16 protein-coding genes, 2 tRNA genes and 2 other RNA genes are annotated in these 22,780 nt (G+C 50.0%); 8 read left to right on the forward strand and 12 right to left on the reverse strand.

The annotated features are described in order from the left end of the window. Window positions 1-5: 5 nt before the first annotated feature. The 4 genes from oppC to ychE form a co-directional block, all read right to left on the reverse strand. On the reverse strand, window positions 6-914 hold the full coding sequence (gene oppC / locus FDX24_RS04105) for an oligopeptide ABC transporter permease OppC (RefSeq protein ID WP_115601916.1): 909 nt from the start codon (window positions 912-914) through the stop codon (window positions 6-8). A gap of 14 nt (window positions 915-928) precedes the next feature. Continuing rightward, a complete protein-coding gene (gene oppB, locus FDX24_RS04110; protein WP_005126405.1) occupies window positions 929-1,849 on the reverse strand; it encodes an oligopeptide ABC transporter permease OppB in 921 nt (306 codons plus the stop codon). 233 nt (window positions 1,850-2,082) lie between these two features. Next, entirely contained in the window at window positions 2,083-3,714 is a 1,632-nt protein-coding gene (gene oppA / locus FDX24_RS04115; protein ID WP_137363867.1) for an oligopeptide ABC transporter substrate-binding protein OppA, read from the reverse strand. Window positions 3,715-4,485: 771 nt separating this feature from the next. Then, window positions 4,486-5,133: an NAAT family transporter YchE gene (ychE, locus tag FDX24_RS04120; RefSeq protein WP_048211478.1), complete on the reverse strand. Its 648-nt coding sequence runs from the start codon at window positions 5,131-5,133 to the stop codon at window positions 4,486-4,488. 486 nt (window positions 5,134-5,619) lie between these two features. Here ychE and adhE point away from each other — a divergent pair, with 486 nt between their 5' ends. Beyond that, a complete protein-coding gene (gene adhE / locus FDX24_RS04125) occupies window positions 5,620-8,298 on the forward strand; it encodes a bifunctional acetaldehyde-CoA/alcohol dehydrogenase (RefSeq protein ID WP_115601914.1) in 2,679 nt (892 codons plus the stop codon). 224 nt (window positions 8,299-8,522) lie between these two features. On the opposite strand, the gene tdk is transcribed toward adhE, so the two are convergent. Next, entirely contained in the window at window positions 8,523-9,140 is a 618-nt protein-coding gene (gene tdk / locus FDX24_RS04130; RefSeq protein ID WP_005126397.1) for a thymidine kinase, read from the reverse strand. A 645-nt stretch (window positions 9,141-9,785) separates the two neighbouring features. Here tdk and hns point away from each other — a divergent pair. Continuing rightward, on the forward strand, window positions 9,786-10,199 hold the full coding sequence (gene hns / locus FDX24_RS04135) for a histone-like nucleoid-structuring protein H-NS (RefSeq protein ID WP_003020723.1): 414 nt from the start codon (window positions 9,786-9,788) through the stop codon (window positions 10,197-10,199). Between the two features lie 138 nt (window positions 10,200-10,337). On the opposite strand, the gene galU is transcribed toward hns, so the two are convergent. The 3 genes from galU to rssA all read right to left on the reverse strand — a co-directional run bounded on the left by galU (window position 10,338) and on the right by rssA (window position 13,462). Next, window positions 10,338-11,246: a UTP--glucose-1-phosphate uridylyltransferase GalU gene (gene galU, locus FDX24_RS04140; RefSeq protein ID WP_045443617.1), complete on the reverse strand. Its 909-nt coding sequence runs from the start codon at window positions 11,244-11,246 to the stop codon at window positions 10,338-10,340. A gap of 203 nt (window positions 11,247-11,449) precedes the next feature. Then, window positions 11,450-12,463 (reverse strand): two-component system response regulator RssB, encoded by a 1,014-nt coding sequence (rssB, locus tag FDX24_RS04145; RefSeq protein ID WP_061068012.1) that lies wholly within the window; start codon window positions 12,461-12,463, stop codon window positions 11,450-11,452. Window positions 12,464-12,553: 90 nt separating this feature from the next. Beyond that, a complete protein-coding gene (rssA, locus tag FDX24_RS04150) occupies window positions 12,554-13,462 on the reverse strand; it encodes a patatin-like phospholipase RssA (RefSeq protein WP_048211475.1) in 909 nt (302 codons plus the stop codon). 111 nt (window positions 13,463-13,573) lie between these two features. On the opposite strand from rssA, the gene FDX24_RS04155 reads away from it, so the two are divergent. From FDX24_RS04155 to FDX24_RS04180, 6 genes are all read left to right on the forward strand, one after another. Next, window positions 13,574-14,029: a YchJ family protein gene (locus FDX24_RS04155; protein WP_061068013.1), complete on the forward strand. Its 456-nt coding sequence runs from the start codon at window positions 13,574-13,576 to the stop codon at window positions 14,027-14,029. A gap of 55 nt (window positions 14,030-14,084) precedes the next feature. Then, window positions 14,085-14,927: a formyltetrahydrofolate deformylase gene (gene purU, locus FDX24_RS04160; RefSeq protein WP_048211473.1), complete on the forward strand. Its 843-nt coding sequence runs from the start codon at window positions 14,085-14,087 to the stop codon at window positions 14,925-14,927. A gap of 157 nt (window positions 14,928-15,084) precedes the next feature. After that, window positions 15,085-15,169 (forward strand) — tRNA-Tyr (locus FDX24_RS04165). Window positions 15,170-15,212: 43 nt separating this feature from the next. Then, window positions 15,213-15,344: non-coding RNA, RtT sRNA (locus tag FDX24_RS04170), on the forward strand. A 34-nt stretch (window positions 15,345-15,378) separates the two neighbouring features. Then, window positions 15,379-15,463 (forward strand) — tRNA-Tyr (locus FDX24_RS04175). Between the two features lie 43 nt (window positions 15,464-15,506). Next, a non-coding RNA gene (locus FDX24_RS04180) (RtT sRNA) lies at window positions 15,507-15,637 on the forward strand. A gap of 210 nt (window positions 15,638-15,847) precedes the next feature. Here FDX24_RS04180 and narI read toward each other — a convergent pair. The 4 genes from narI to FDX24_RS04200 are packed head-to-tail and all read right to left on the reverse strand — an operon-like array spanning window position 15,848 to window position 22,510. Next, window positions 15,848-16,525, reverse strand: coding sequence for a respiratory nitrate reductase subunit gamma (narI, locus tag FDX24_RS04185; RefSeq protein ID WP_045443634.1), 678 nt, complete (start codon window positions 16,523-16,525; stop codon window positions 15,848-15,850). After that, window positions 16,525-17,235: a nitrate reductase molybdenum cofactor assembly chaperone gene (narJ, locus tag FDX24_RS04190; RefSeq protein ID WP_048211471.1), complete on the reverse strand. Its 711-nt coding sequence runs from the start codon at window positions 17,233-17,235 to the stop codon at window positions 16,525-16,527. Before narJ ends, narI begins: the two co-directional genes overlap by 1 nt. Further along, window positions 17,232-18,770 (reverse strand): nitrate reductase subunit beta, encoded by a 1,539-nt coding sequence (gene narH / locus FDX24_RS04195; RefSeq protein ID WP_101742308.1) that lies wholly within the window; start codon window positions 18,768-18,770, stop codon window positions 17,232-17,234. The genes narJ and narH overlap by 4 nt, the downstream gene beginning before the upstream one ends. Beyond that, a complete protein-coding gene (locus FDX24_RS04200) occupies window positions 18,767-22,510 on the reverse strand; it encodes a nitrate reductase subunit alpha (RefSeq protein WP_137363868.1) in 3,744 nt (1,247 codons plus the stop codon). The genes narH and FDX24_RS04200 overlap by 4 nt, the downstream gene beginning before the upstream one ends. Window positions 22,511-22,780: the final 270 nt, after the last annotated feature.

The following is a 22,780-nucleotide window of genomic DNA, read 5'->3' on the forward strand; positions in this document are numbered from 1 at the left end:
ACTCCTTAACGGTCTTTCGGGTCGAGGGCATCACGCAGGCCATCGCCAATAAAGTTAAAACAAAATAGCGTCACCACCAGGAACCCTGCCGGAAACAGCAGTAACCATGGTGATACTTCCATCGAGTTGGCACCATCGCTGAGCAGTGCGCCCCAGCTACTTAGCGGCTCTTGTGTGCCAAGTCCCAGGAAGCTCAGGAACGATTCAAACAGGATCATGCTGGGAACCAGCAATGAGGCGTAGACCACCACCACACCGAGTACGTTTGGCACAATATGGCGGATAACGATGCGCACGGTAGATACCCCACCGACCTGGGCTGCTTCAATAAACTCTTTGCGCTTCAGGCTCAGCGTCTGGCCACGAACGATACGCGCCATATCCAGCCAGGAGACCATCCCAATCGCCACAAAGATTAACAGGATGTTTTGCCCAAAGAAGGTAACCAACAGAATAACGAAGAACATGAACGGGAAGGAGTTAAGGATTTCCAGCAGACGCATCATCACAGAGTCGATTTTGCCGCCCAGGTAACCCGACAGTGAACCGTACAGCGTGCCCACAATCACCGCCACCAGCGCCGCAGCAATCCCCACCATCAACGAGATCCGTCCACCAATCGCCACCCTCACCAGCAGATCACGGCCAGATGAGTCAGTGCCAAAATAGTGCCCAGACTCCGTATCAGGCGCGCTGGACATCATGCCCCAGTCAGTATCGAAGTAGGTAAACTGCGATAACATGGGTGCCAACGTCACAAACAGCGCAATAATCACCAGTACCACGAGGCTGGCTACTGCCGCTCGGTTATGCATAAAGCGTCGACGAGCGTCCTGCCACAGGCTGCGGCCTTCGACCTCCAGCTTCTCACTGAAATTCTCCAGCGCTTCGCTGTTTTTCTTACTTAACATCATAGCGAGCTCCAGTATCAGTAACGGATTTTCGGGTCGATTACGGCATACAGCACATCGACAATCGCGTTAAACACGATGGTCAGCGCGCCAACCAGAATAGTCAGGCTCAGTACCAGCGAGTAATCGCGGTTTAATGCGCCATTCACAAACAACTGCCCAATCCCCGGTAAACCATAGATAGTTTCAATAACCATCGAACCGGTAATGATGCCGACAAACGCGGGCCCCATATAGGACAACACCGGCAACAGCGCAGGTTTTAACGCATGGCGGAAAATAATCCGTCGCATCGGCAACCCTTTAGCACGCGCGGTCCGAATAAAGTTAGAGTGCAGCACTTCAATCATCGAGCCGCGGGTAATACGCGCAATACTGGCAATATAGGCCAGGGATAGCGCCACCATGGGCAGGATCATAAATTTCAGCGCCCCACCGTTCCAACCGCCACCGGGTAGCCATTTCAGTGTGATCGCAAATATCATGACTAATAAGGGGGCAACGACAAAACTGGGGATCACCACCCCGGTCATCGCCACCCCCATAACCGTATAATCCCAACGCGTGTTTTGCTTCAACGCGGCGATTACGCCCGCACTAACACCGATCACCACCGCCAGAATAAAGGCCGCAGCCCCCAGCTTCGCGGAAACCGGAAAGCTTGACGCGACCAGGTCATTAACGGTGTAGTCTTTATATTTAAAGGATGGTCCAAAATCACCGTGCGCCAGCTGTTTCAGATAGCTAAAGTACTGCGTTGAGATCGGATCATTAAGATGGTATTTCGCTTCAATATTCGCCAGAACTTCTGGCGGTAAGGCGCGCTCTCCGGTGAAAGGACTTCCCGGCGCAAGACGCATCATAAAGAATGAAATCGTAATAAGAATAAATAGTGTCGGAATCGCTTCCAGACAGCGGCGTAATATAAATTTCAACATTGCCCGTACCTTCTGGCGTGTGCCTTTATACCCGTCATACTTCAAGCTGCAGGTGCCTTGGCTTTGCTCGCTCACGCCAGTCACTTACTTAAGTAAGCTCCTGGCGATTCGCTGCGTTGCCGCCTTCCTGCAACGTGAATTATTTAGGGTATACCTCTCTTTGTCTAAAGAGGTATTTATAGTTCGAAGAAAAAGACACTGTAGGGCAACCTTAATCGCCCCACGTCTTGCCATTAATGCTTGATAATATACAAGTCTTTAACGTGGATATTATCCATCGGGTCTTTACCGGAGTATCCGCCTACCCAAGGTTTCACCAGACGGGCGTTGACGTAGTAGAACACCGGTACAATTGCAGAGTCTTTATCCAGCAGCTGTTCTGCTTGCGAATACAGTTCACTGCGCTGAGCATCATCAGTTGCTTTCAGGGTATCAGCAATCAACTTGTCAAATGCAGGGCTCTTATAGTGGACGGTGTTGTTGGAGCTATCGGACAGTACCATATTCAGGAAAGACGTCGGTTCGTTATAATCCGCACACCAGCCTGCGCGTGAAACATCATAGTTACCCTGATGACGCGTATCGAGGAACGTCTTCCACTCCTGATTTTCCAGCTTCACATTCGCACCCAGATTTTTCTTCCAGATGGATGCCGCAGCGATAGCCAGCTTCTTGTGCAGATCGGAGGTGTTATACAGCAGATCAAAGGTCAACGGTTTATCCGCGGTAAAACCAGCTTCGGCCAGCAGTTTTTTCGCCTCTTCGTTACGTTTTTCCTGTGACCACTTGAACCACTCTGGCTCAACCAGTTTAGCGCCATCAGTATACGGCGGGGTAAAGCTATAGGCGGGCAGATCGCCCTGGTTTTTCACTTTGTTGACGATGATGTCACGATCCAGCGCCAGCTTCAGGGCGGTACGTACACGAACATCGTTGAACGGTGCTTTTTGGTTGTTAATTTCGTAATAGTAGGTGCACAGATAAGGATCAACGTGAACTTCGTTCGGGATCTCTTTTTTCAGTTTCTGGAATAACTCAATCGGCATGTTGTTATAGGTCATGTCGATTTCACCGCTGCGATAGCGGTTCACGTCAGTCACTTCAGAAGAAATTGGCAGGTATGTGACCTGGTTAATAATGGTTTTCGCGTTGTCCCAGTAGTGAGTATTACGCTCAAGTACAATACGCTCGTTGACAACCCAGTCTTTCAGTTTATAAGAGCCGTTAGAAACGATGTTAGCGGGCTGGGTCCATTTTTCACCGAATTTTTCCACCACGGCTTTAGGCACAGGGGAAAGAGAAGAGTGCACAAGGAGTTTGTAGAAATAAGGAACAGGTTCACTCAGAGTCACTTCAAAGGTATGGTCATCAATCGCTTTTACACCGAGATCGGTAACTGGCTTCTTACCAGCGATGATGTCATCAATATTGACAATATGTCCGTACTGTAAATAGCTGGCGTACGGTGAAGCAGTATTGGGGTTCGCCAGACGTTGCCAGCTATAGACGAAATCTTGTGCGGTAACAGGCGTTCCGTCAGACCATTTAGCGTCTTTACGCAGATGGAATGTCCAGACTTTAAAATCTTTATTTTCCCATTTATCAGCCACACCCGGCGATGGTTTGCCATCAACGTCACTGATTAATAAACCTTCAAATAAATCACGGCTAATGTTGGATTCCGGTACACCTTCGATTTTATGCGGATCGAGTGACTGAACTTCCGAACCATTATTACGCACCAGAGTCTGCTTCTCAGCCAACTGAACGCCTGCTGGTACCACTGCTGCTGTAGCAACATTTCCAGCGATTAGCGCAGTTAGGATCCCCGCAGCTACTAAACTTTTTTTAGTGATGTTAGTCATTGTGTTTGTACTCCCTCATTATTATGGCTGGTTTTATAACCAGACTGTTAATCCTGTCAGGATCCCTGTACGACACCGGAGATTTTCTGCCGTCAGGTGTTTTTTTGTTTACTGCTCGCTATCACCGACTTTATTTATTCTGGCGATTCGTTTGATCGCCTTGCGTCGATTATCTACGTGCCTCCCCTGCCGGAAGCACGCTATTACCCTGTTGAGAGAGATCAAATGAAAATTATTCTCATCAACGTGAAATCTTCTGCTAAATACCTGGCCGGAAAGTATCAAATGCGTTTCTTCACCGCCAATACATTTTACAGATTTGTTAACCAATTCTCTTTTATCGAAAAAAAACGCACAACAAAAGCATTGATACGGCAATTTTTTAACGATAAAATCAATTAATTCAATGCGTTACGTGAGACACTCGACTCATCGCCCTGTCCGGCATCGAAGAGACGTCAAAATGCACATAAATTTAACAATTGGTTATTAATTAGCACATTCATCTAAATTAGGTGCTGAAATAACTAATAACATTTCGATAATCCTTCAGCAAGCCCAAGAGTATGATGTTAATAAAATAACAATGCTGCCCTGGTTCATCTGTTCTGCTGAAAAGATAATTGTGTTGAAAATCAATACATAAAAATGCAGTGGCTATCAGCATCTTTTATTACTGCTATGGCGCGTTTCAACTTTAGTGAGAAGTATTACTGATAATGGTGGGAAACGGAGCCTGGAAGCAGCTCCGTTTATATTGATTCGGTGGATTCAGGCAAGTAAGCCCGGGAAAATGGATTTGATCCCGGTCACAATGAACTCAATGCCCAACGCCATGAGTAACAACCCCATAATACGCGTAATGACGTTGATGCCCGTTTGGCCCAGCAGGCGAACTAACCACGGCGCCATACGAAACAATCCCCAACAGCACAGCGCAAACAGCGCAATCGCCACGAAAAAGCCGAACAGATTAATAGCACTATGGTAACGCGTGCCCCAGACGATCGTTGAGCTTATTGCCCCCGGTCCCGCCATTAACGGCAGCGCTAACGGGACAACGCCAATGCTCTCGCGTATCGCCGTCTCCGACTTTTCCTGCTTGTTTTGCTTATCTTCCCCAAGTTTTCCGCTGATCATCGACATCGCGATAGTCACGACCAGGATACCACCGGCAATCCTGAACGAATCAATTGAGATACCAAACAATTGCAGAATTCCATCCCCCAGAAACAGAGAGATCCACAGAATGATAGCAACCGACAGGTTTGCCGTAAGGTTGGTTTTATTGCGTGCGGCAGCGGTCTGGTAGCTGGTCATGCTGATAAAGACAGGGATGATCCCTACCGGGTTGACCAATGCAAATAACCCAATGAAAAATTTAAAATAAACAGGAAAATCGAATAGCGTATGGATCACGGTTAGCTCCGAAGCGTTAGCCGGATAAAATGAGTCATAAAATTGATGAAATCCGCGCTGAAGATACGCCTTTTGTCAGCATACTTCACCTGCTATCTGCGTATATCTACGTAAATACGCTACCATTACTCCGTGTTATTAATATGTATTAAATATGCTAATGTTAACCTCATTCATTACATCAATTTTTTAACACTTACCAAGAAACGCTAAAAGGGTCTGCTGAAAGGTGTCAGCTTTGCGGAAATTTGATCCAGATCACGCAATTACTACTCAGAAGTGAGTAATCTTGCTTACGCCACCTGGAGGTAACGCGTTAGAGTTAAATGACGCTAACGCATAAGCTCTTTTAGTAAATCAAAGTAAAGTGGACGTTAATTAACCGTTTGATTTTCAAACCGTTATACAATTTTTCGTCGGTCTGTCTATACTCTCGTATCGAGCAGATGATTTACTAAAAAAGTTTAACATTATCAGGAGAGCATTATGGCTGTTACTAATGTCGCTGAACTTAACGCACTTGTAGAGCGCGTAAAAAAAGCCCAGCGTGAATATGCCAGTTTCACTCAAGAACAGGTTGACAAAATCTTCCGCGCCGCCGCTCTGGCAGCCGCAGACGCTCGAATCCCTCTCGCGAAAATGGCCGTTGCCGAATCCGGCATGGGCATCGTCGAAGACAAAGTGATCAAAAACCACTTTGCTTCCGAATACATTTACAACGCTTATAAAGATGAAAAGACCTGTGGTGTTCTGTCTGAAGACGACACTTTCGGTACTATCACCATCGCTGAACCGATTGGTATCATCTGCGGTATCGTTCCGACCACTAACCCGACATCTACTGCTATCTTCAAATCGCTGATCAGCCTGAAGACGCGTAACGCCATCATCTTCTCTCCACATCCGCGTGCTAAAGATGCCACTAACAAAGCGGCTGACATCGTTCTGCAGGCTGCTATCGCTGCTGGCGCACCGAAAGACCTGATCGGCTGGATCGATCAACCTTCCGTTGAACTGTCTAATGCTCTGATGCATCACCCGGACATCAACCTGATCCTTGCGACCGGCGGCCCAGGCATGGTTAAAGCAGCATACAGCTCCGGTAAACCAGCAATCGGTGTAGGTGCAGGTAACACCCCGGTTGTTATTGACGAAACTGCGGATATTAAGCGCGCGGTTGCTTCTGTTCTGATGTCTAAAACCTTCGATAACGGCGTAATCTGTGCTTCTGAACAGTCCGTTGTTGTTGTTGACTCTGTATACGATGCAGTTCGTGAACGTTTCGCTAGCCACGGCGGCTACATGCTGCAGGGTAAAGAGCTGAAAGCTGTTCAGGACGTTATCCTGAAAAATGGCGCACTGAACGCCGCTATCGTTGGTCAGCCGGCATATAAAATTGCTGAACTGGCAGGCTTCTCGGTTCCGGAAACAACTAAGATCCTGATCGGTGAAGTGAAAGTTGTTGATGAAAGCGAGCCGTTTGCTCACGAAAAACTGTCCCCGACGCTGGCGATGTACCGTGCGAAAGATTTCGAAGATGCGGTAGACAAAGCAGAGAAACTGGTTGCGATGGGTGGTATCGGCCACACTTCTTGCCTGTACACTGACCAGGACAACCAACCAGAACGCGTTGCTTACTTCGGTCAGATGATGAAAACTGCGCGTATCCTGATTAACACCCCGGCTTCACAGGGTGGTATCGGCGACCTGTACAACTTTAAGCTCGCACCTTCCCTGACTCTGGGTTGTGGTTCCTGGGGTGGTAACTCCATCTCTGAAAACGTTGGTCCTAAGCACCTGATCAACAAGAAAACCGTTGCTAAGCGAGCTGAAAACATGTTGTGGCACAAACTTCCGAAATCTATCTACTTCCGTCGTGGCTCACTGCCAATCGCGCTGGATGAAGTGATTACCGATGGTCACAAACGTGCTCTGATCGTGACCGACCGCTTCCTGTTTAACAACGGTTATGCAGACCAGATCACCTCCGTTCTGAAAGCAGCCGGCGTTGAAACCGAAGTGTTCTTTGAAGTTGAAGCTGACCCGACTCTGACCGTTGTTCGTAAAGGTGCTGAGCTGGCTAACTCCTTCAAGCCTGACGTTATCATCGCACTGGGCGGTGGTTCCCCGATGGACGCCGCGAAAATCATGTGGGTGATGTACGAACATCCGGAAACCCATTTCGAAGAGCTGGCGCTGCGCTTTATGGACATCCGTAAACGTATCTATAAGTTCCCGAAAATGGGCGTGAAAGCGAAAATGATCGCCGTCACCACCACTTCCGGTACTGGTTCTGAAGTGACTCCGTTTGCGGTTGTTACCGACGATGCAACGGGTCAGAAATACCCGCTGGCTGACTACGCATTGACCCCAGACATGGCAATTGTCGATGCCAACCTGGTTATGGATATGCCGAAATCACTGTGTGCATTCGGTGGTCTGGATGCGGTGACTCACGCTCTGGAAGCTTACGTTTCCGTACTGGCATCTGAATTCTCTGACGGTCAGGCTCTGCAAGCGCTGAAACTGCTGAAAGAAAACCTGCCTGCGTCCTACCATGAAGGTTCTAAGAACCCGGTAGCGCGCGAGCGTGTTCACAGTGCCGCAACCATCGCCGGTATTGCGTTTGCTAACGCCTTCCTGGGTGTATGTCACTCAATGGCGCACAAGCTGGGTTCTCAGTTCCACATTCCTCACGGTCTGGCGAACGCCCTGCTGATCAGCAACGTCATTCGTTATAACGCGAACGACAACCCGACTAAACAGACTGCTTTCAGCCAGTATGATCGTCCGCAAGCTCGTCGTCGCTACGCCGAAATCGCAGACCATCTGGGTTTAAGCGCACCGGGCGACCGTACTGCGGCTAAAATCCAGAAACTGCTGGCATGGCTGGAAGAAATCAAAGCTGAACTGGGTATTCCTAAATCTATCCGTGAAGCTGGCGTTCAGGAAGCTGACTTCCTGGCACACGTCGACAAACTGTCTGAGGATGCGTTTGACGACCAGTGCACCGGTGCTAACCCGCGTTACCCGCTGATTTCTGAACTCAAACAGATCCTGCTGGATACTTACTACGGTCGTGAGTATAGCGAAGGTGAAACTGCTGCTAAAACTGAGCCAGCAGCAGCGCCTAAAGCAGAGAAAAAAGCGAAAAAATCCGCTTAATGCACTCACATAAGTTTTAGTATCTTCATAAACGGCCCTTTGGGGCCGTTTTTTTTTGCCATACTCAGCGAAAATCAGACTATGCAGACGCCAGCCACCGAGGTGAAAAGGCGTAAGGGAAATAGGTGTGAAAGTGGCACCAGAAGGCAATACGCAGGGTATCGCTTCTGGCTAAAACAGAGGCCTACCCTGCGATTTTAACTCAGCAGGAGAACAGAGGAGGGTTAATCGTGGCTGTGACGTTCCTGAATGGCCGTCAGAGAGCCTTCAGACTGTGCTTCCTTATAATGCTTGCGGCACACCGATACATAGCGTTCATTTCCGCCTATAACGACCTGCTCTCCTTCGTTATAAGGTCTTCCGGCCTGATCAAGGCGTAATACCATGCTGGCCTTACGGCCACAGAAACAAATAGTTTTTAATTCAACCAGCTTATCTGACCATGCAAGCAGGTATTCGCTACCACCGAAGAGTTCACCACGAAAATCAGTGCGTAAGCCATAACACAACACGGGAATATCCAGTTGATCAACAACCTCTGATAATTCATAAACCTGCTGTCGCGTCAGAAACTGAGACTCATCAACCAGCACGCAGTGAATTCGTTGCTGCGCATTCTCCGCACGAATCTCCTCGAACAATGATGAATTTTGGTTAAACAATTTTGCAGGTGACGACAGGCCTATACGTGAACTTACTTTTCCCGCGCCAAAACGGTCATCAATTTCCGCTGTATATACAACGGCACGCATCCCACGTTCCTGATAATTGTATGAAGATTGCAGCAATGCCGTCGACTTGCCTGCATTCATTGCAGAATAGTAAAAATAAAGCTGTGCCATTGTGTATCGGCCCTCACCGGGGAAAATAAATATGGGCAGGATTGTATCATATTTCACAAACATGTCGGTGCAGCGTGACATCCGGGATGTATAAAAGAACGTGCGAACATCGCCCTGTTTCGTCTAAATACCCCGCTGCGCGGAAGTGTCCTTGAGTACTTTCTCAAGTGTACGATAGAGTGAAAGTCCGCTGCCAAAGCACAAACAACCTGAAGTATGATGAGTATATACACATTCTTTCACAAATAGTGCTCCTGAAATTCATCAACGTCACTTATCATCACCGCGCAATAAAGAAACCCTGCCCTTATTGTTATTGCATCTAACGATAGCCACCTTGTAATAGGGGATTCCCGTAAGCAAAACTAATACAAAAGGTTGAAATCACTGCAAAGAGATACTATTTGTACACCATGAAATGTGACCTGAATCTTGAATTTTTACTCGCTGCTGCCATGAAGCCCGCATACCAATAAGCCTTTTTTATGCCCGACATCGTCGTAAAATTAAGACAGAACAATTAATACAGACACTAAATAAAGAGCAATTTTGAATTCCTTACATTCCTGGCTATTGCACAACTGAATTTATCGCTCTATTATTAGCTCAACAAACCACCCCCAATATAAGTTTGAGATTACTACAATGAGCGAAGCACTTAAAATTCTGAACAACATCCGTACTCTTCGTGCGCAGGCGAGAGAATGTACTCTGGAAACGCTTGAAGAAATGCTGGAAAAATTAGAAGTTGTAGTTAGCGAGCGTCGCGAAGAAGAAAGCGCTGCGGCTGCTGAAGTTGAAGAGCGTACTCGTAAACTGCAACAATATCGTGAAATGCTGATTGCTGATGGTATCGATCCGAACGAACTGCTGAATAGCATGGCAGCGGTTAAGTCCGGTACCAAAGCTAAACGCGCAGCGCGTCCGGCTAAATATAGCTACGTTGACGAAAACGGTGAAACTAAAACCTGGACTGGCCAGGGTCGTACACCGGCTGTGATCAAAAAAGCGATGGAAGAACAAGGTAAACAACTGGACGATTTCCTGATCAAGGAATAATTCAGAAATAGTTTGCTTAAAATCCCGCCACTGGCGGGGTTTTTTTTTCCCGTACTTCGCACATCGCCCTACCCAAATTAGGTATAAAAAAACGGCGCTGGATTAACAGCGCCGTTCTGTCCTTATAATACCGCGAGGTTACTTCTTAATACCCATCTCATCTTCAAGCCACGCTTTAAATTCAGCGCCAAGCGTATTATGGCGAATACCATATTCAACAAACGCCTGCATATAGCCCAGCTTATTACCACAGTCATGGCTTTTACCCTTCATGTGATAGGCTTCTACCGTTTCTTTTTCGATCAGCATATCGATAGCGTCAGTCAGCTGAATTTCATCACCTGCTCCCGGAGGTGTTTTTGCCAGCAGAGGCCAGATATCCGCACTGAGAACATAACGCCCCACAACGGCCAGATTAGATGGCGCAACGTCTGCTTTCGGTTTTTCTACCACGCCAACCATCGGTACGCTTTCACCAGGCGTTAATTCAACGCCCTTGCAATCAACAACGCCATAAGCCGTTACGTCTGCTACAGGCTCCACCATAATCTGACTGCTGCCTGTTTCATCAAAACGGTGGATCATTTCAGCAAGGTTGTCACGGGATAAATCAGATTCGTATTCGTCAAGAATAACGTCCGGCAGGATGACCGCAACGGGTTCATCGCCAACAACCGGATGGGCACACAATACCGCGTGCCCCAGACCTTTTGCCAACCCCTGACGCACCTGCATAATAGTGACATGCGGAGGGCAAATAGATTGCACTTCTTCCAGAAGCTGACGTTTTACGCGCTTTTCAAGCATCGCTTCAAGTTCAAAGCTGGTATCAAAGTGGTTTTCAATTGAATTTTTAGACGAGTGAGTCACGAGTACAATTTCAGTGATGCCCGCAGCAATACATTCGTTCACGACGTACTGAATTAATGGCTTATCAACCAACGGTAGCATCTCTTTCGGGATTGCCTTCGTAGCCGGTAACATCCTGGTTCCTAATCCCGCAACCGGGATAACGGCCTTTTTGACTTTTGAATTAAGGGCAGCCATTTAAAACTCTCCTGGACTGTTCATGTATTGAACATGTTCATCAATCTGTTTCGCATCCGAGTATATCAGTACCGCAGTAAGCTTCAGGTCTGAAAAGGACGCGCGTCGGTATAATTAAGATAAATACGTATAAATCTGGCGCTGATAGTAGCACTCGCCGCGTGAGTAGGTGAGCCAATTTGATTCCCCTACCTGTCAATTGTTCATTCCGCAGACAACATCAGGCGCAAACGACCGCCTGCCCCCCAGATTTGGCATTGCCAGGACTCACTACGCTGGCTCAGTTGATTAAGATACGCATTACCTAAGGTGCCCAGCGGAACACCATTACTGATTTGTACATTATGTGAACCTGTATTTAATGTCGCATTCAGCCCTGCTGATACCAAAATCAGGTTTTTTAATCCGCTGTGATAATAGCCCACCAGCAAAGGAAACTGTCCTGGTAAATTAGCCTGACGCAGTAAATGATTCACCTGCTTCAATAACGCACCCAACTCCGGCAATCGTTGATTTTGATGTGCCAACTGTTCCTGTAGCAAACCGTTAAATAGCGCACGCAGTAGTAATGCCGCCAGGACGCCATTATCCCCGGCCCTTGTCACATCCAGACAATAAAACGCGAGATCATGGTCTGAGAGCGGCGCAATATCCAGTACCAGCCCTGGCTGATCGGCGGCAACCAACTGGCGGTAGTTAACCCGACAATGCGAGATGACCTGCGACACTGGGGGCTGCAATTCTTGCAACAGTTTTGCAGCAGCTGCAGGATCGCCCACCATCGCATCCCAGTCGCGAAACAGCCGCTCTTCTTCTTCCACACGAGAATTAAACATATTGGGATAAAGACACGCAAAAACGGTTTCTCGCAGGCGGTTAAGGTCCTTCACGGGCTTTAAAAGAACATCATCCACACCGAGTCGTAATGCTTTGGCAATATCGGCCATATTTTCCGTTGCGGAGATCACCAGAATCGGCGTCTGATCGCCACGATTACGCAGATACTCAACCAGTTTAAGGCCGTTCATTCTCGGCATAGCGAGATCGCAAATCATCAGGTCGGGGGTGAAGCGCCCCAGTAACTCCAGCGCATCAAGCCCGTCTCCCGCTACTGCTGTTGTCGCTCCCAAAGAGGAAAACCATGAATCCAGAAGCGAGCGAAATACCGGCTCATCTTCAACGATAAGAATCTGTTTTCCGACCAATGGCTGCGTCATATTCTCCCCCCTGACTGGCTTTAGTAAATAGTGGCATGCTATTGCAACTCACGCCTGTCAGAATTTGCTTAAGTGTTGATGAAAAATGCGTTAAACGTTGGTTTTTACCAGGGGCAGAAGCTCATCCATTTTCTTCTCGACCGCTAACTGCCCGGCAGCAATAGCAGCACTGGCGCGATGGAAATCCAGCGTAGATATTTGCGGACAAAACGGCTGAATCAGAATATCAGGTGGATCTCCAGCCATACGGTTGCGCTTGAGACGGTTTTCCAGAACCTGAATCGAGGTCGTCATGATCTCCATCGCCGTAGGTGCCGTGACTGCACGCCGGGCCGTAATGTTGCTCAAACGTTCTTTCAGGCGGGCATGCCATGACAGCTCATCATCATCGTTCGATTCGGTTTCACTATTGACGTTGAAGGAGAGCAGATCCTGTTGCATCAGGTGCGCATCATGTTGCAGGTCGACTGCAATAACGATATCGGCCCCCAACGCACGCGTCAGGGAGACGGGTACAGGGTTCACCACCGCGCCATCAACCAGCCAATAACCATTATGTGCCACAGGTGACATCAGGCCAGGAATACTGCAGGAGGCACGGACGGCAAGATGCAAATCACCTTCGGTAAACCAGAGTTCACGGCCCGTACTTAGATTGGTTGCGACAGTAGCAAAACGACGTGAGCATTGTTCGATAGATTCTACCGGCATGACATTCCGATACTGATTGAATACCCGTTCGCCGCGCAATAATCCGCCCCTGCGCCACGAGAGATCCATCAGGCGTAAAACATCCCAGTAACTGAAGGAGCAAACCCACTGTTCAAGCGCGGGGAGTTTGTTACATGCGTAGGCGGCTCCGACCAGTGAGCCAATGGAACACCCTGCCACAATATCAATATCAATGCCCATGTGTTTCAGGGCTTTGATCACACCAATATGCGACCAGCCGCGTGCTGCGCCGGAACCTAGCGCCAGCCCAATTTTTATTTTTCTCATTATACCTACAGACTTCCCCTGGCTTGCAGACGTAGCAACATCGCCACGGCTCAGTTAACATAGTGCCACCCTGGCGTTTTTACGCCGTTTTTTTATTCCAGGGAGTACTTTGTGTCTCAGCTTTGTCCCTGTGGTAGCGCTGTCGAGTATAGCCTATGTTGCTACCGTTATGTGTCCGGTGCACAAGTAGCACCTACGCCGTCACATCTCATGCGTTCTCGCTACTGTGCTTTTGTGATGAAAGACGCAGATTACCTCATCAAAACCTGGCATCCAGATTGTCATGCCGCCGATTTCCGGGATGACATTATTGCAGGATTTACCCATACCGAATGGCTGGGACTGACCGTTTTTGAACAGCAGACGGCAGAAACCGACAATATCGGCTATGTCAGTTTTGTCGCACGGTTTTCTGAACAGGGAAAAACAGGCGCAATTATCGAACGCTCTCGTTTTTTAAAAGAAAACGGTCAGTGGTACTATATCGATGGTACACGCCCGCAAATTGGACGAAACGATACCTGCCCTTGTGGCTCCGGTAAAAAATTTAAAAAGTGCTGCGGCTAATCAACGCCCGACAGTATCAATTATGCAAACATTCTCAACAGGATCTCCGCTGCAAATGCATTCATTACAACGAAAAGTGCTGCGTACAATTTGCCCGGACCAAAAAGGTCTGATCGCGCGCATTACTAACATCTGTTACAAGCACGAACTGAACATCGTGCAAAACAATGAGTTCGTGGACCACCGTACCGGGCGTTTTTTCATGCGCACCGAGCTGGAAGGCATTTTTAACGATGTCACACTGCTGACCGATCTGGACAGCGCGCTACCAGAAGGTTCCATTCGCGAGCTTACGCCTGCGGGACGGCGCCGCATCGTTATTTTAGTCACCAAAGAAGCCCACTGTTTGGGCGATCTGTTAATGAAGGCCAATTACGGCGGACTGGATGTTGAAATTGCCGCGGTTATCGGCAACCACGACACGCTACGTTCCCTGGTTGAGCGTTTTGATATTCCTTTTGAGCTGGTCAGCCACGAAGGATTAACGCGTGACGAACATGACCAGAAAATGGCCGATGCTATCGACGCACATCAGCCAGACTATGTCGTGCTGGCAAAATATATGCGTGTCCTGACGCCGACATTTGTTTCTCGCTTCCCGAATAAGATTATCAATATCCACCACTCATTCCTGCCAGCGTTTATTGGTGCTCGCCCGTACCATCAGGCCTATGACCGCGGTGTGAAGATCATCGGTGCGACGGCGCATTATGTGAATGATAACCTCGATGAAGGTCCGATCATCATGCAGGACGTGATTCATGTGGATCATACCTATACCGCAGAGGATATGATGCGTGCCGGTCGTGACGTTGAAAAAAACGTATTAAGCCGCGCGCTGTATCAGGTTCTCGCGCAGCGTGTCTTTGTTTACGGTAACCGAACGATTATTCTGTAATCGATTGATAATTTTATTGGTTACCTTTACATCTTTACGCGTAAAAATCAGGCAACCAGTTCTTTTTTATCAACGGAATGCTTTACAGGGGCGCATCATTTGATATGATGCGCCCCGCTTCCAAAGGAAGCAGGCCAGTAACATAGCATTACCCCGTGGTGGGGTTCCCGAGCGGCCAAAGGGAGCAGACTGTAAATCTGCCGTCATCGACTTCGAAGGTTCGAATCCTTCCCCCACCACCATTATTCACTACAGCGATGTAGTACCCCCAATAAGCTATGCTGAAGTTTGCACTTACTGGGAAGGGTGAGAATCTTCGATTAAGGTTCGACTCGAGCGAAAGCGAGAGAACGTTGCCAGCGGCAACGGCCCGAAGGGTGAGGAGCGAAGCGACGAATAATCCTTCCCCCACCACCATCCTCAAGCTTTACCTACAATTTGAATTACCCCTGGTGGGGTTCCCGAGCGGCCAAAGGGAGCAGACTGTAAATCTGCCGTCATCGACTTCGAAGGTTCGAATCCTTCCCCCACCACCATCTTCTCCTGTAAGACTTTACTAAATCATATCTCAGTGCTTTATATTCTACCCTGCCGGGAAGGATGAGAAGCTTCGACTAAGGTTCGATTCGAGCGTAGCGAGAAAGCGTTGCCGCAGGCAACGACCCGAAGGGCGAAGCGCACAGCGCTGAGTCATCCTTCCCCCACCACCATCACTTCATATAGCACCAACACCAAGTCCATCTGCAATACCCCATATTCTGCCCTCAATACGTGCCAGCAATTTGCCTGAGGCGCTACGCTTATCAGGCCTACAGAGAACTGACGTCTGCGTAGGCTGGATAAGGCGGTTACGCCGCCATCCGGCGTGCAGAATACAAAAAACCCCGCCGTAGCGGGGTTTGGTGCGTTACAACGCGAAATTAATGACGGGCGCGCACAATCTGATATTTACGTGTCAGATACTCGACTGGCACGCTCCAGATATGTACCAGACGCGAGAACGGGAACAACAGGAACAGCGTCATACCTAATACCAGGTGCATGCGGAAAATGAATGCCACGCCATCCAGATACTGAGACGCCCCGCCGTGGAAGGTCACCACTGATTGTGCCCAGTTCACCAGCTTCATCATTTCGCTACCGTCCATATGCTGAGCCGAGAACGGAATGGTCAGCAGGCCCAGTGCACACTGGATAACCAGAACAGACAACACCAGAATGTCGGCTCCCGTGGTCGTTGCACGCACGCGTGGACTAAACAGACGACGTTTCAGCAGCAGCACGCCCCCTACCAGGCACATCACACCACTGGCACCACCGGCAAACATTGCCATCTTTTGCTTCACTTCAAGCGGTAACCACGCTTCGTACATCCAGTGTGGCGTCAGCATCCCCAGGAAATGGCCCGCGAAGATGCCAAGTATCCCAATGTGAAACAGGTTTGACGCAAGGTTCATCCCTTTGCGATCCAGCATCTGGCTGGAAGCCGCACGCCAGGTATACTGACCGTAGTCGTAACGTAACCAGCTGCCAATCAGAAAGACAGAACCCGCAATATACGGATAGATGTCAAAGAAGAACGTATTCAGGAAGTGCATTAGTTCTGTCCTCCGGTGGTGATGTTCAGGTACTGCGGCGCAACGGCCCCTGCAAAACGACGCTGGTGAGCAGAAATTTCAGACTCACCACATCCCTGGTCGGCAAAGAATTTCACCTGCTCTTCTTCCCAAACAGCATCCAGTGCCTGCGGCGTGTCGTCACGAACTTCATCCGCAATTTTTTCGGCCACTTTGTCACCGTCGATAGCGGTATTCGCCAGTTTTAACAGCAGATCGAACAGCACCGCGTAACGGCTTTCGCGCTGTTGCAGACGCGCACTGAGCAGCGCCAGAATCGGGGCGATATCCTGCAAGCCACCTAACGCTTCGCTTTTTGGCAACTGTGCGAGGTACTCCAGATACAGTGGCAAGTGATCTGGCAATTCGCGGCTATCGAGTTGTAGCCCGTGCTGCTCATACTGCGCCATCAGGTCAACCATCGCCTGTCCACGATCGCGGGATTCACCGTGAACATGTTCAAACAGCAGTAGCGAAGTCGCACGACCACGGTCGAACAGTTCGCTATAGCTTGCCTGTGCATCCAGCATGTCCTGCGCAGTTAAATCGCGTAGGAAAACGCCCAGAGTCTGGGCATCCTCTTTGTCCAGGTTTTCAGATGACGCGAGTGCATCGAAAAGTTCCTGCTGATGCTGCCACAAGGCAGCATCCGGGTACTCGAGCAGACGCGAAACAATGACGAGTTCAATCATTGGTGCGGCTCCGTTTTGCTGGTCACATCGACAGCATCGATGCGGCGACTGTTGAACAGATTGAATTTAGTATCAGAACCGTGGCAACCATCACCAAAGGTGAAACCACAACCGCTCTTCTCCGGGAATGCTTCACGCGCCAGTTCGCGATGGCTGCTCGGGATCACAAAACGATCTTCATAGTTAGCAATCGCCAGGTAACGATACATCTCTTGTGCCTGAGCTTCGGTCAGCCCGACTTCTTCCAGCGCGCGGGTATCAACTTTACCGTCTACGGTTTCTGCGCGTTTGTAGTGACGCATCGCCAGCATACGTTTCAACGCCCGCAGTACCGGCTGGGTATCACCCGCAGTCAGCAGGTTCGCCAGGTACTGAACCGGGATACGCAGGCTGTCCACGTCTGGCAGAATACCGTTGCTACCCAGTTCACCCGCGTCAGCAGCGGACTGAATCGGAGATAAAGGTGGCACATACCAGACCATCGGCAACGTGCGGTATTCGGGATGCAGCGGCAGCGCAAGCTTCCAGTCCATCGCCATTTTGTATACCGGAGACTGCTGGGCCGCGTCGATTACACTCAGCGGAATGCCATCTTTCAGTGCCTGTTCAATCACCGCTGGATCGTTTGGATCGAGGAATACGTCCAGCTGACTCTGATACAGATCTTTCTCGTTCTCGGTGCTTGCCGCGCTTTCAATCGCATCTGCGTCATACAGCAGCACGCCGAGATAACGAATACGACCTACGCAGGTTTCAGAGCAAACGGTCGGCTGACCGGCTTCGATACGCGGATAGCAGAAAATGCACTTCTCAGATTTCCCGCTCTTCCAGTTGAAGTAGATCTTCTTATACGGGCAACCGGTGATACACATACGCCAGCCACGGCACTTGTCCTGGTCAATCAGCACGATGCCATCTTCTTCACGTTTGTAGATGGCGCCACTTGGGCAGGTCGCCACGCACGCCGGGTTCAGGCAGTGCTCGCACAGACGGGGTAGATACATCATGAAGGTGTTTTCGAACTGGCCGTACATCGCCTTCTGTATATTTTCGAAGTTCTGGTCTTTCGCCAGTTTCTCGAACTCGCCGCCCAGGTCATCTTCCCAGTTCGGACCTTTGGTGATTTTGTCCATACGCTGACCGGTAATCAGCGAGCGCGGACGGGCGATCGGCTGCGCCTTGCTATCAGCAGGCGCGTTGTGCAGCGTCTGGTAGTCGAAATCAAACGGCTCGTAGTAATCATCAATGCCCGGCAGATGCGGGTTAGCAAAGATTTTACCCAGCAGCAGCGCTTTGTTACCCATGCGCGGCACCAGCTTGCCGTTGATTTTACGGATCCAACCGCCCTTCCATTTTTCCTGGTTTTCCCAGTCAGTCGGGAACCCCGTACCTGGCTTCGTTTCAACGTTATTGAACCAGGCATATTCGGCACCTTCACGGCTGGTCCAGACGTTTTTGCAGGTTACTGAACAGGTGTGGCAACCGATGCACTTATCGAGATTCAGCACCATGCCGACTTGTGAACGAATTTTCATTTTACGCTCTCCTGTACCTGGTCATTGCCTTCACCATCCAACCAGTCAATGTTCTTCATCTTACGTACCACAACGAACTCATCACGGTTCGACCCTACGGTGCCGTAGTAGTTAAAGCCGTAGGCCAGATGTGCATAGCCGCCGATCATGTGGGTCGGTTTCGGCGTAATACGCGTTACCGAGTTATGGATCCCGCCACGCTGCTGGGTAATTTCTGAACCTGGCAGGTTCACAATACGTTCCTGCGCGTGGTACATCATGGTCATCCCGGCCGGCACACGCTGGCTGACAACGGCACGGGCGGTTAAGGCACCGTTGCTGTTGAAAACTTCGATCCAGTCGTTATCTTCGATACCCAGTTCTTTCGCATCAACTTCACTCATCCACACGATCGGACCACCGCGCCCCAGCGTCAGCATCAGCAAGTTGTCGCTGTAGGTGGAGTGGATACCCCATTTCTGGTGCGGCGTCAGGAAGTTAAGTGCTTTTTCCGGATTACCGTTAGACTTCTCGCCCATCACCTCTTTCACCGAACGGGTGTCGATTGGCGGACGATAAACCAGCAGGCTTTCACCGAAGTCGCGCATCCACTGATGATCCTGATACAACTGCTGGCGACCAGAAAGCGTGCGCCAAGGGATCAGCTCGTGAACGTTGGTATAACCGGCGTTATAAGACACATGTTCATCTTCCAGACCTGACCAGGTCGGGCTGGAGATAATTTTGCGCGGCTGCGCCTGAATATCACGGAAGCGAATCTTCTCATCTTCTTTGTTCAGCGCCAGATGCGTATGGTCACGTCCGGTAAATTCACTCAGCGCCGCCCAGGCTTTCACCGCCACCTGACCGTTGGTTTCCGGTGCCAGGGTGAGGATCATCTCAGCGGCATCAATCGCCGTATTCAGCATCGGCTGGCCTTTTGCCGGGCCTTCAGCCTTGGTGTAGTTGAGCTTACGCAGCAAGTCCATTTCACTCTGGGTGTTCCAGGCAATCCCTTTACCACCGTTACCGATTTTTTCCATCAACGGACCGATAGAGGTGAAGCGCTCGTAAGTTGCCGGGTAATCACGCTCAACGGTCATGATGTGCGGCGCGGTAACACCCGGAATCAGGTCGCATTCGCCTTTTTTCCAGTCTTTCACGTCCAGCGGCTGCGCCAGTTCGGCGGCAGAGTCGTGCTGGATTGGCAGCGTCACCACGTCGGTTTCTTTCCCGAGGTGGCCTACGCAGACTTCAGAGAATTTCTTCGCGATGCCTTTGTAGATTTCCCAGTCGCTTTTCGACTCCCAGGCTGGATCAACAGCGGCAGACAGCGGATGAATAAACGGATGCATATCCGAAGTATTCATATCGTCTTTCTCGTACCAGGTTGCGGTAGGCAGCACGATGTCGGAGTACAGACAGGTGCTCGACAGACGGAAGTCCAGCGTCACCACCAGATCCAGTTTGCCGTCCAACCCGTTGTCCTGCCATTCCACTTCTTCTGGCTTCACGCCGCCCTGTTTACCCAAATCCAGCCCCTGAATACCGTGCTCGGTACCCAGCAGGTACTTCAGCATGTATTCATGACCTTTACCGGAAGAACCGAGCAGGTTAGAACGCCAGATAAACAGGTTACGCGGATGGTTTTTACCGTTTTCTGGTTGTTCTGCCGCAAAGCGAATAGAACCTTCTTTCAGAGATTTAACGGTGTAATCGACGGGTGTCATCCCAGCTTTTTCCGCCTCACGCGCAATGTACAGCGGGTTAGTACCCAACTGCGGTGCGGACGGCAACCAGCCCATACGCTCGGCGCGTACGTTAAAGTCAATCAAATGACCGCTGTAGCGGGATTTATCCGCCAGCGGAGACAGCAGTTCCTGCGCGGTGACCGTCTCATAGCGCCACTGGCTGGAGTGGTTATAGAAATAGGACGTACTGTTCATGTGACGCGCCGGACGCTGCCAGTCAAGGGCAAACGCTAGCGGCTGCCAGCCTGTCTGCGGACGCAGTTTTTCCTGGCCCACATAGTGGGCCCAGCCGCCACCGCTCTGACCAACGCAGCCGCAGAAAATCAGCATGTTGATAAGGCCACGATAGTTCATATCGAGGTGGTACCAGTGGTTCAGACCCGCACCGACGATAATCATCGAACGACCGTGCGTCTTATCGGCATTATCTGCAAATTCACGGGCGATGCGCACGATTTGAGAACGTGAAACACCGGTGATTTTTTCTGCCCACGCCGGGGTATACGCTTTTACGTCATCGTAGCTGGTCGCGCAGTTTTCATCATTCAGACCACGCTCAAGGCCGTAGTTAGCCATGGTCAGATCGTAAACGGTGGTCACCAGAGCCGTAGAGCCATCGGCCAGTTGCAGTCGTTTCACCGGCAGTTTATGCAGCAGAACGTTTTCCAGTTCGACTTTATTGAAGTGTTCAGTTCCTTCGCCACCGAAGTACGGGAAACCGACTTCAGCGATGTCATCCTGACTACCCAGCAGGCTCAGTTGCAGTTCGGTTTCGGCACCAGACGTACCGTCACGCTGCTCAAGGTTCCATTTACCTTTTTCACCCCAGCGGAAACCAATTGAACCGTTTGGCGCAACCATTTCGCCGTTGCTGTTAATCGCGACAGTTTTCCATTCCGGGTTGTTTTCCTGGCCCAGAGAATCGACCAAATCTGCCGCACGCAGCATACGCCCAGCGGCATAGTAGCCGTCACGCTCTTCAAGCATGACCAACATTGGCATGTCGGTGTAACGGCGCACGTAATCGGTAAAGTACTGGCTTGGGTTGTCGAGATGGAACTCACGCAGCATAACGTGGCCCATCGCCAGCGCCATCGCCGCATCGGTCCCCTGCTTCGGTGCCAGCCACAGGTCGCAAAGCTTGGCGATTTCTGCGTAGTCCGGCGTAATCGCGACAGTTTTGGTACCTTTGTAGCGAACTTCTGTGAAGAAGTGCGCATCCGGGGTACGGGTCTGCGGTACGTTAGAACCCCAGGCGATGATGTAACTGGAGTTGTACCAGTCAGCAGATTCAGGTACGTCTGTCTGCTCACCCCAGGTCTGCGGAGACGCAGGCGGTAAGTCGCAATACCAGTCGTAGAAGCTCAGGCAAGTACCGCCGATCAGCGACAGGTAGCGCGCGCCAGAAGCATATGAAACCATCGACATTGCCGGGATCGGTGAGAAACCAGCAACGCGGTCAGGACCATAGGTTTTCACGGTATAGACGTTAGATGCCGCAATCAGTTCGTTTACTTCCTGCCAGGAAGAACGGACAAACCCGCCACGACCACGCGCTTGTTTGAAGCTTTTTGCTTTATCGGCGTCTTCGATGATGGAGGCCCAGGCGTCAACGGGATCGCTGTGCAGTCTTTTCGCTTCACGCCACATCTTCATCAGACGTTTGCGCATCAGCGGATATTTGAGGCGATTTGCGCTGTAGAGATACCAGGAATAGCTCGCGCCACGCGGGCAGCCGCGAGGTTCGTGGTTTGGCAGATCAGGACGAGTACGCGGGTAGTCAGTTTGCTGGGTTTCCCAGGTTACCAGACCATTTTTCACGTAGATTTTCCAGCTGCATGAGCCGGTACAGTTTACGCCGTGGGTTGAACGCACGACTTTGTCATGCTGCCAACGCTGGCGGTATCCATCCTCCCAGTCCCTGTTGGTGTTGAGAAGCTGGCCGTGCCCATCGGCAAAGGTTTCGCCCTTCTGTTTGAAGTAGCGAAACCGGTCCAGGAATTTACTCATCGGTTTTCTCCTGTAGGAGCCTGACGGCTCTCTGATAAATCGACATTGCTTGATTGGGGGTGAAGGTAACGCTCTGAAAGGGCGTGATAATTGATAACGATCAAGGCAGGCAGGGATGAAAAATGAGGGTTGGTTTTTACATACCCCCAAAGTGGGATATTGATATTTAACGTAATAAATTGAATTTAAAGGATTTTAAATAATTCACTTATCATGCAAATGTTAAATTCTTTATAAGTGGGTATTAAGGGGTATCCCCCCTGCTTAGCA

This window comes from Citrobacter sp. wls716, assembly GCF_005280975.1.
GTDB lineage: Bacteria > Pseudomonadota > Gammaproteobacteria > Enterobacterales > Enterobacteriaceae > Citrobacter > Citrobacter youngae.

Excerpts from the sequence above, each read along its gene's own strand:
- oppC (WP_115601916.1), bottom strand. The coding sequence starts at position 914 with ATGATGTTAAGTAAGAAAAACAGCGAAGCGCTGGAGAATTTCAGTGAG.
- oppB (WP_005126405.1), bottom strand. The coding sequence starts at position 1,849 with ATGTTGAAATTTATATTACGCCGCTGTCTGGAAGCGATTCCGACACTA.
- oppA (WP_137363867.1), bottom strand. The coding sequence starts at position 3,714 with ATGACTAACATCACTAAAAAAAGTTTAGTAGCTGCGGGGATCCTAACT.
- adhE (WP_115601914.1), top strand. The coding sequence starts at position 5,620 with ATGGCTGTTACTAATGTCGCTGAACTTAACGCACTTGTAGAGCGCGTA.
- tdk (WP_005126397.1), bottom strand. The coding sequence starts at position 9,140 with ATGGCACAGCTTTATTTTTACTATTCTGCAATGAATGCAGGCAAGTCG.
- hns (WP_003020723.1), top strand. The coding sequence starts at position 9,786 with ATGAGCGAAGCACTTAAAATTCTGAACAACATCCGTACTCTTCGTGCG.
- galU (WP_045443617.1), bottom strand. The coding sequence starts at position 11,246 with ATGGCTGCCCTTAATTCAAAAGTCAAAAAGGCCGTTATCCCGGTTGCG.
- rssB (WP_061068012.1), bottom strand. The coding sequence starts at position 12,463 with ATGACGCAGCCATTGGTCGGAAAACAGATTCTTATCGTTGAAGATGAG.
- rssA (WP_048211475.1), bottom strand. The coding sequence starts at position 13,462 with ATGAGAAAAATAAAAATTGGGCTGGCGCTAGGTTCCGGCGCAGCACGC.
- purU (WP_048211473.1), top strand. The coding sequence starts at position 14,085 with ATGCATTCATTACAACGAAAAGTGCTGCGTACAATTTGCCCGGACCAA.
- narI (WP_045443634.1), bottom strand. The coding sequence starts at position 16,525 with ATGCACTTCCTGAATACGTTCTTCTTTGACATCTATCCGTATATTGCG.
- narJ (WP_048211471.1), bottom strand. The coding sequence starts at position 17,235 with ATGATTGAACTCGTCATTGTTTCGCGTCTGCTCGAGTACCCGGATGCT.
- narH (WP_101742308.1), bottom strand. The coding sequence starts at position 18,770 with ATGAAAATTCGTTCACAAGTCGGCATGGTGCTGAATCTCGATAAGTGC.
- FDX24_RS04200 (WP_137363868.1), bottom strand. The coding sequence starts at position 22,510 with ATGAGTAAATTCCTGGACCGGTTTCGCTACTTCAAACAGAAGGGCGAA.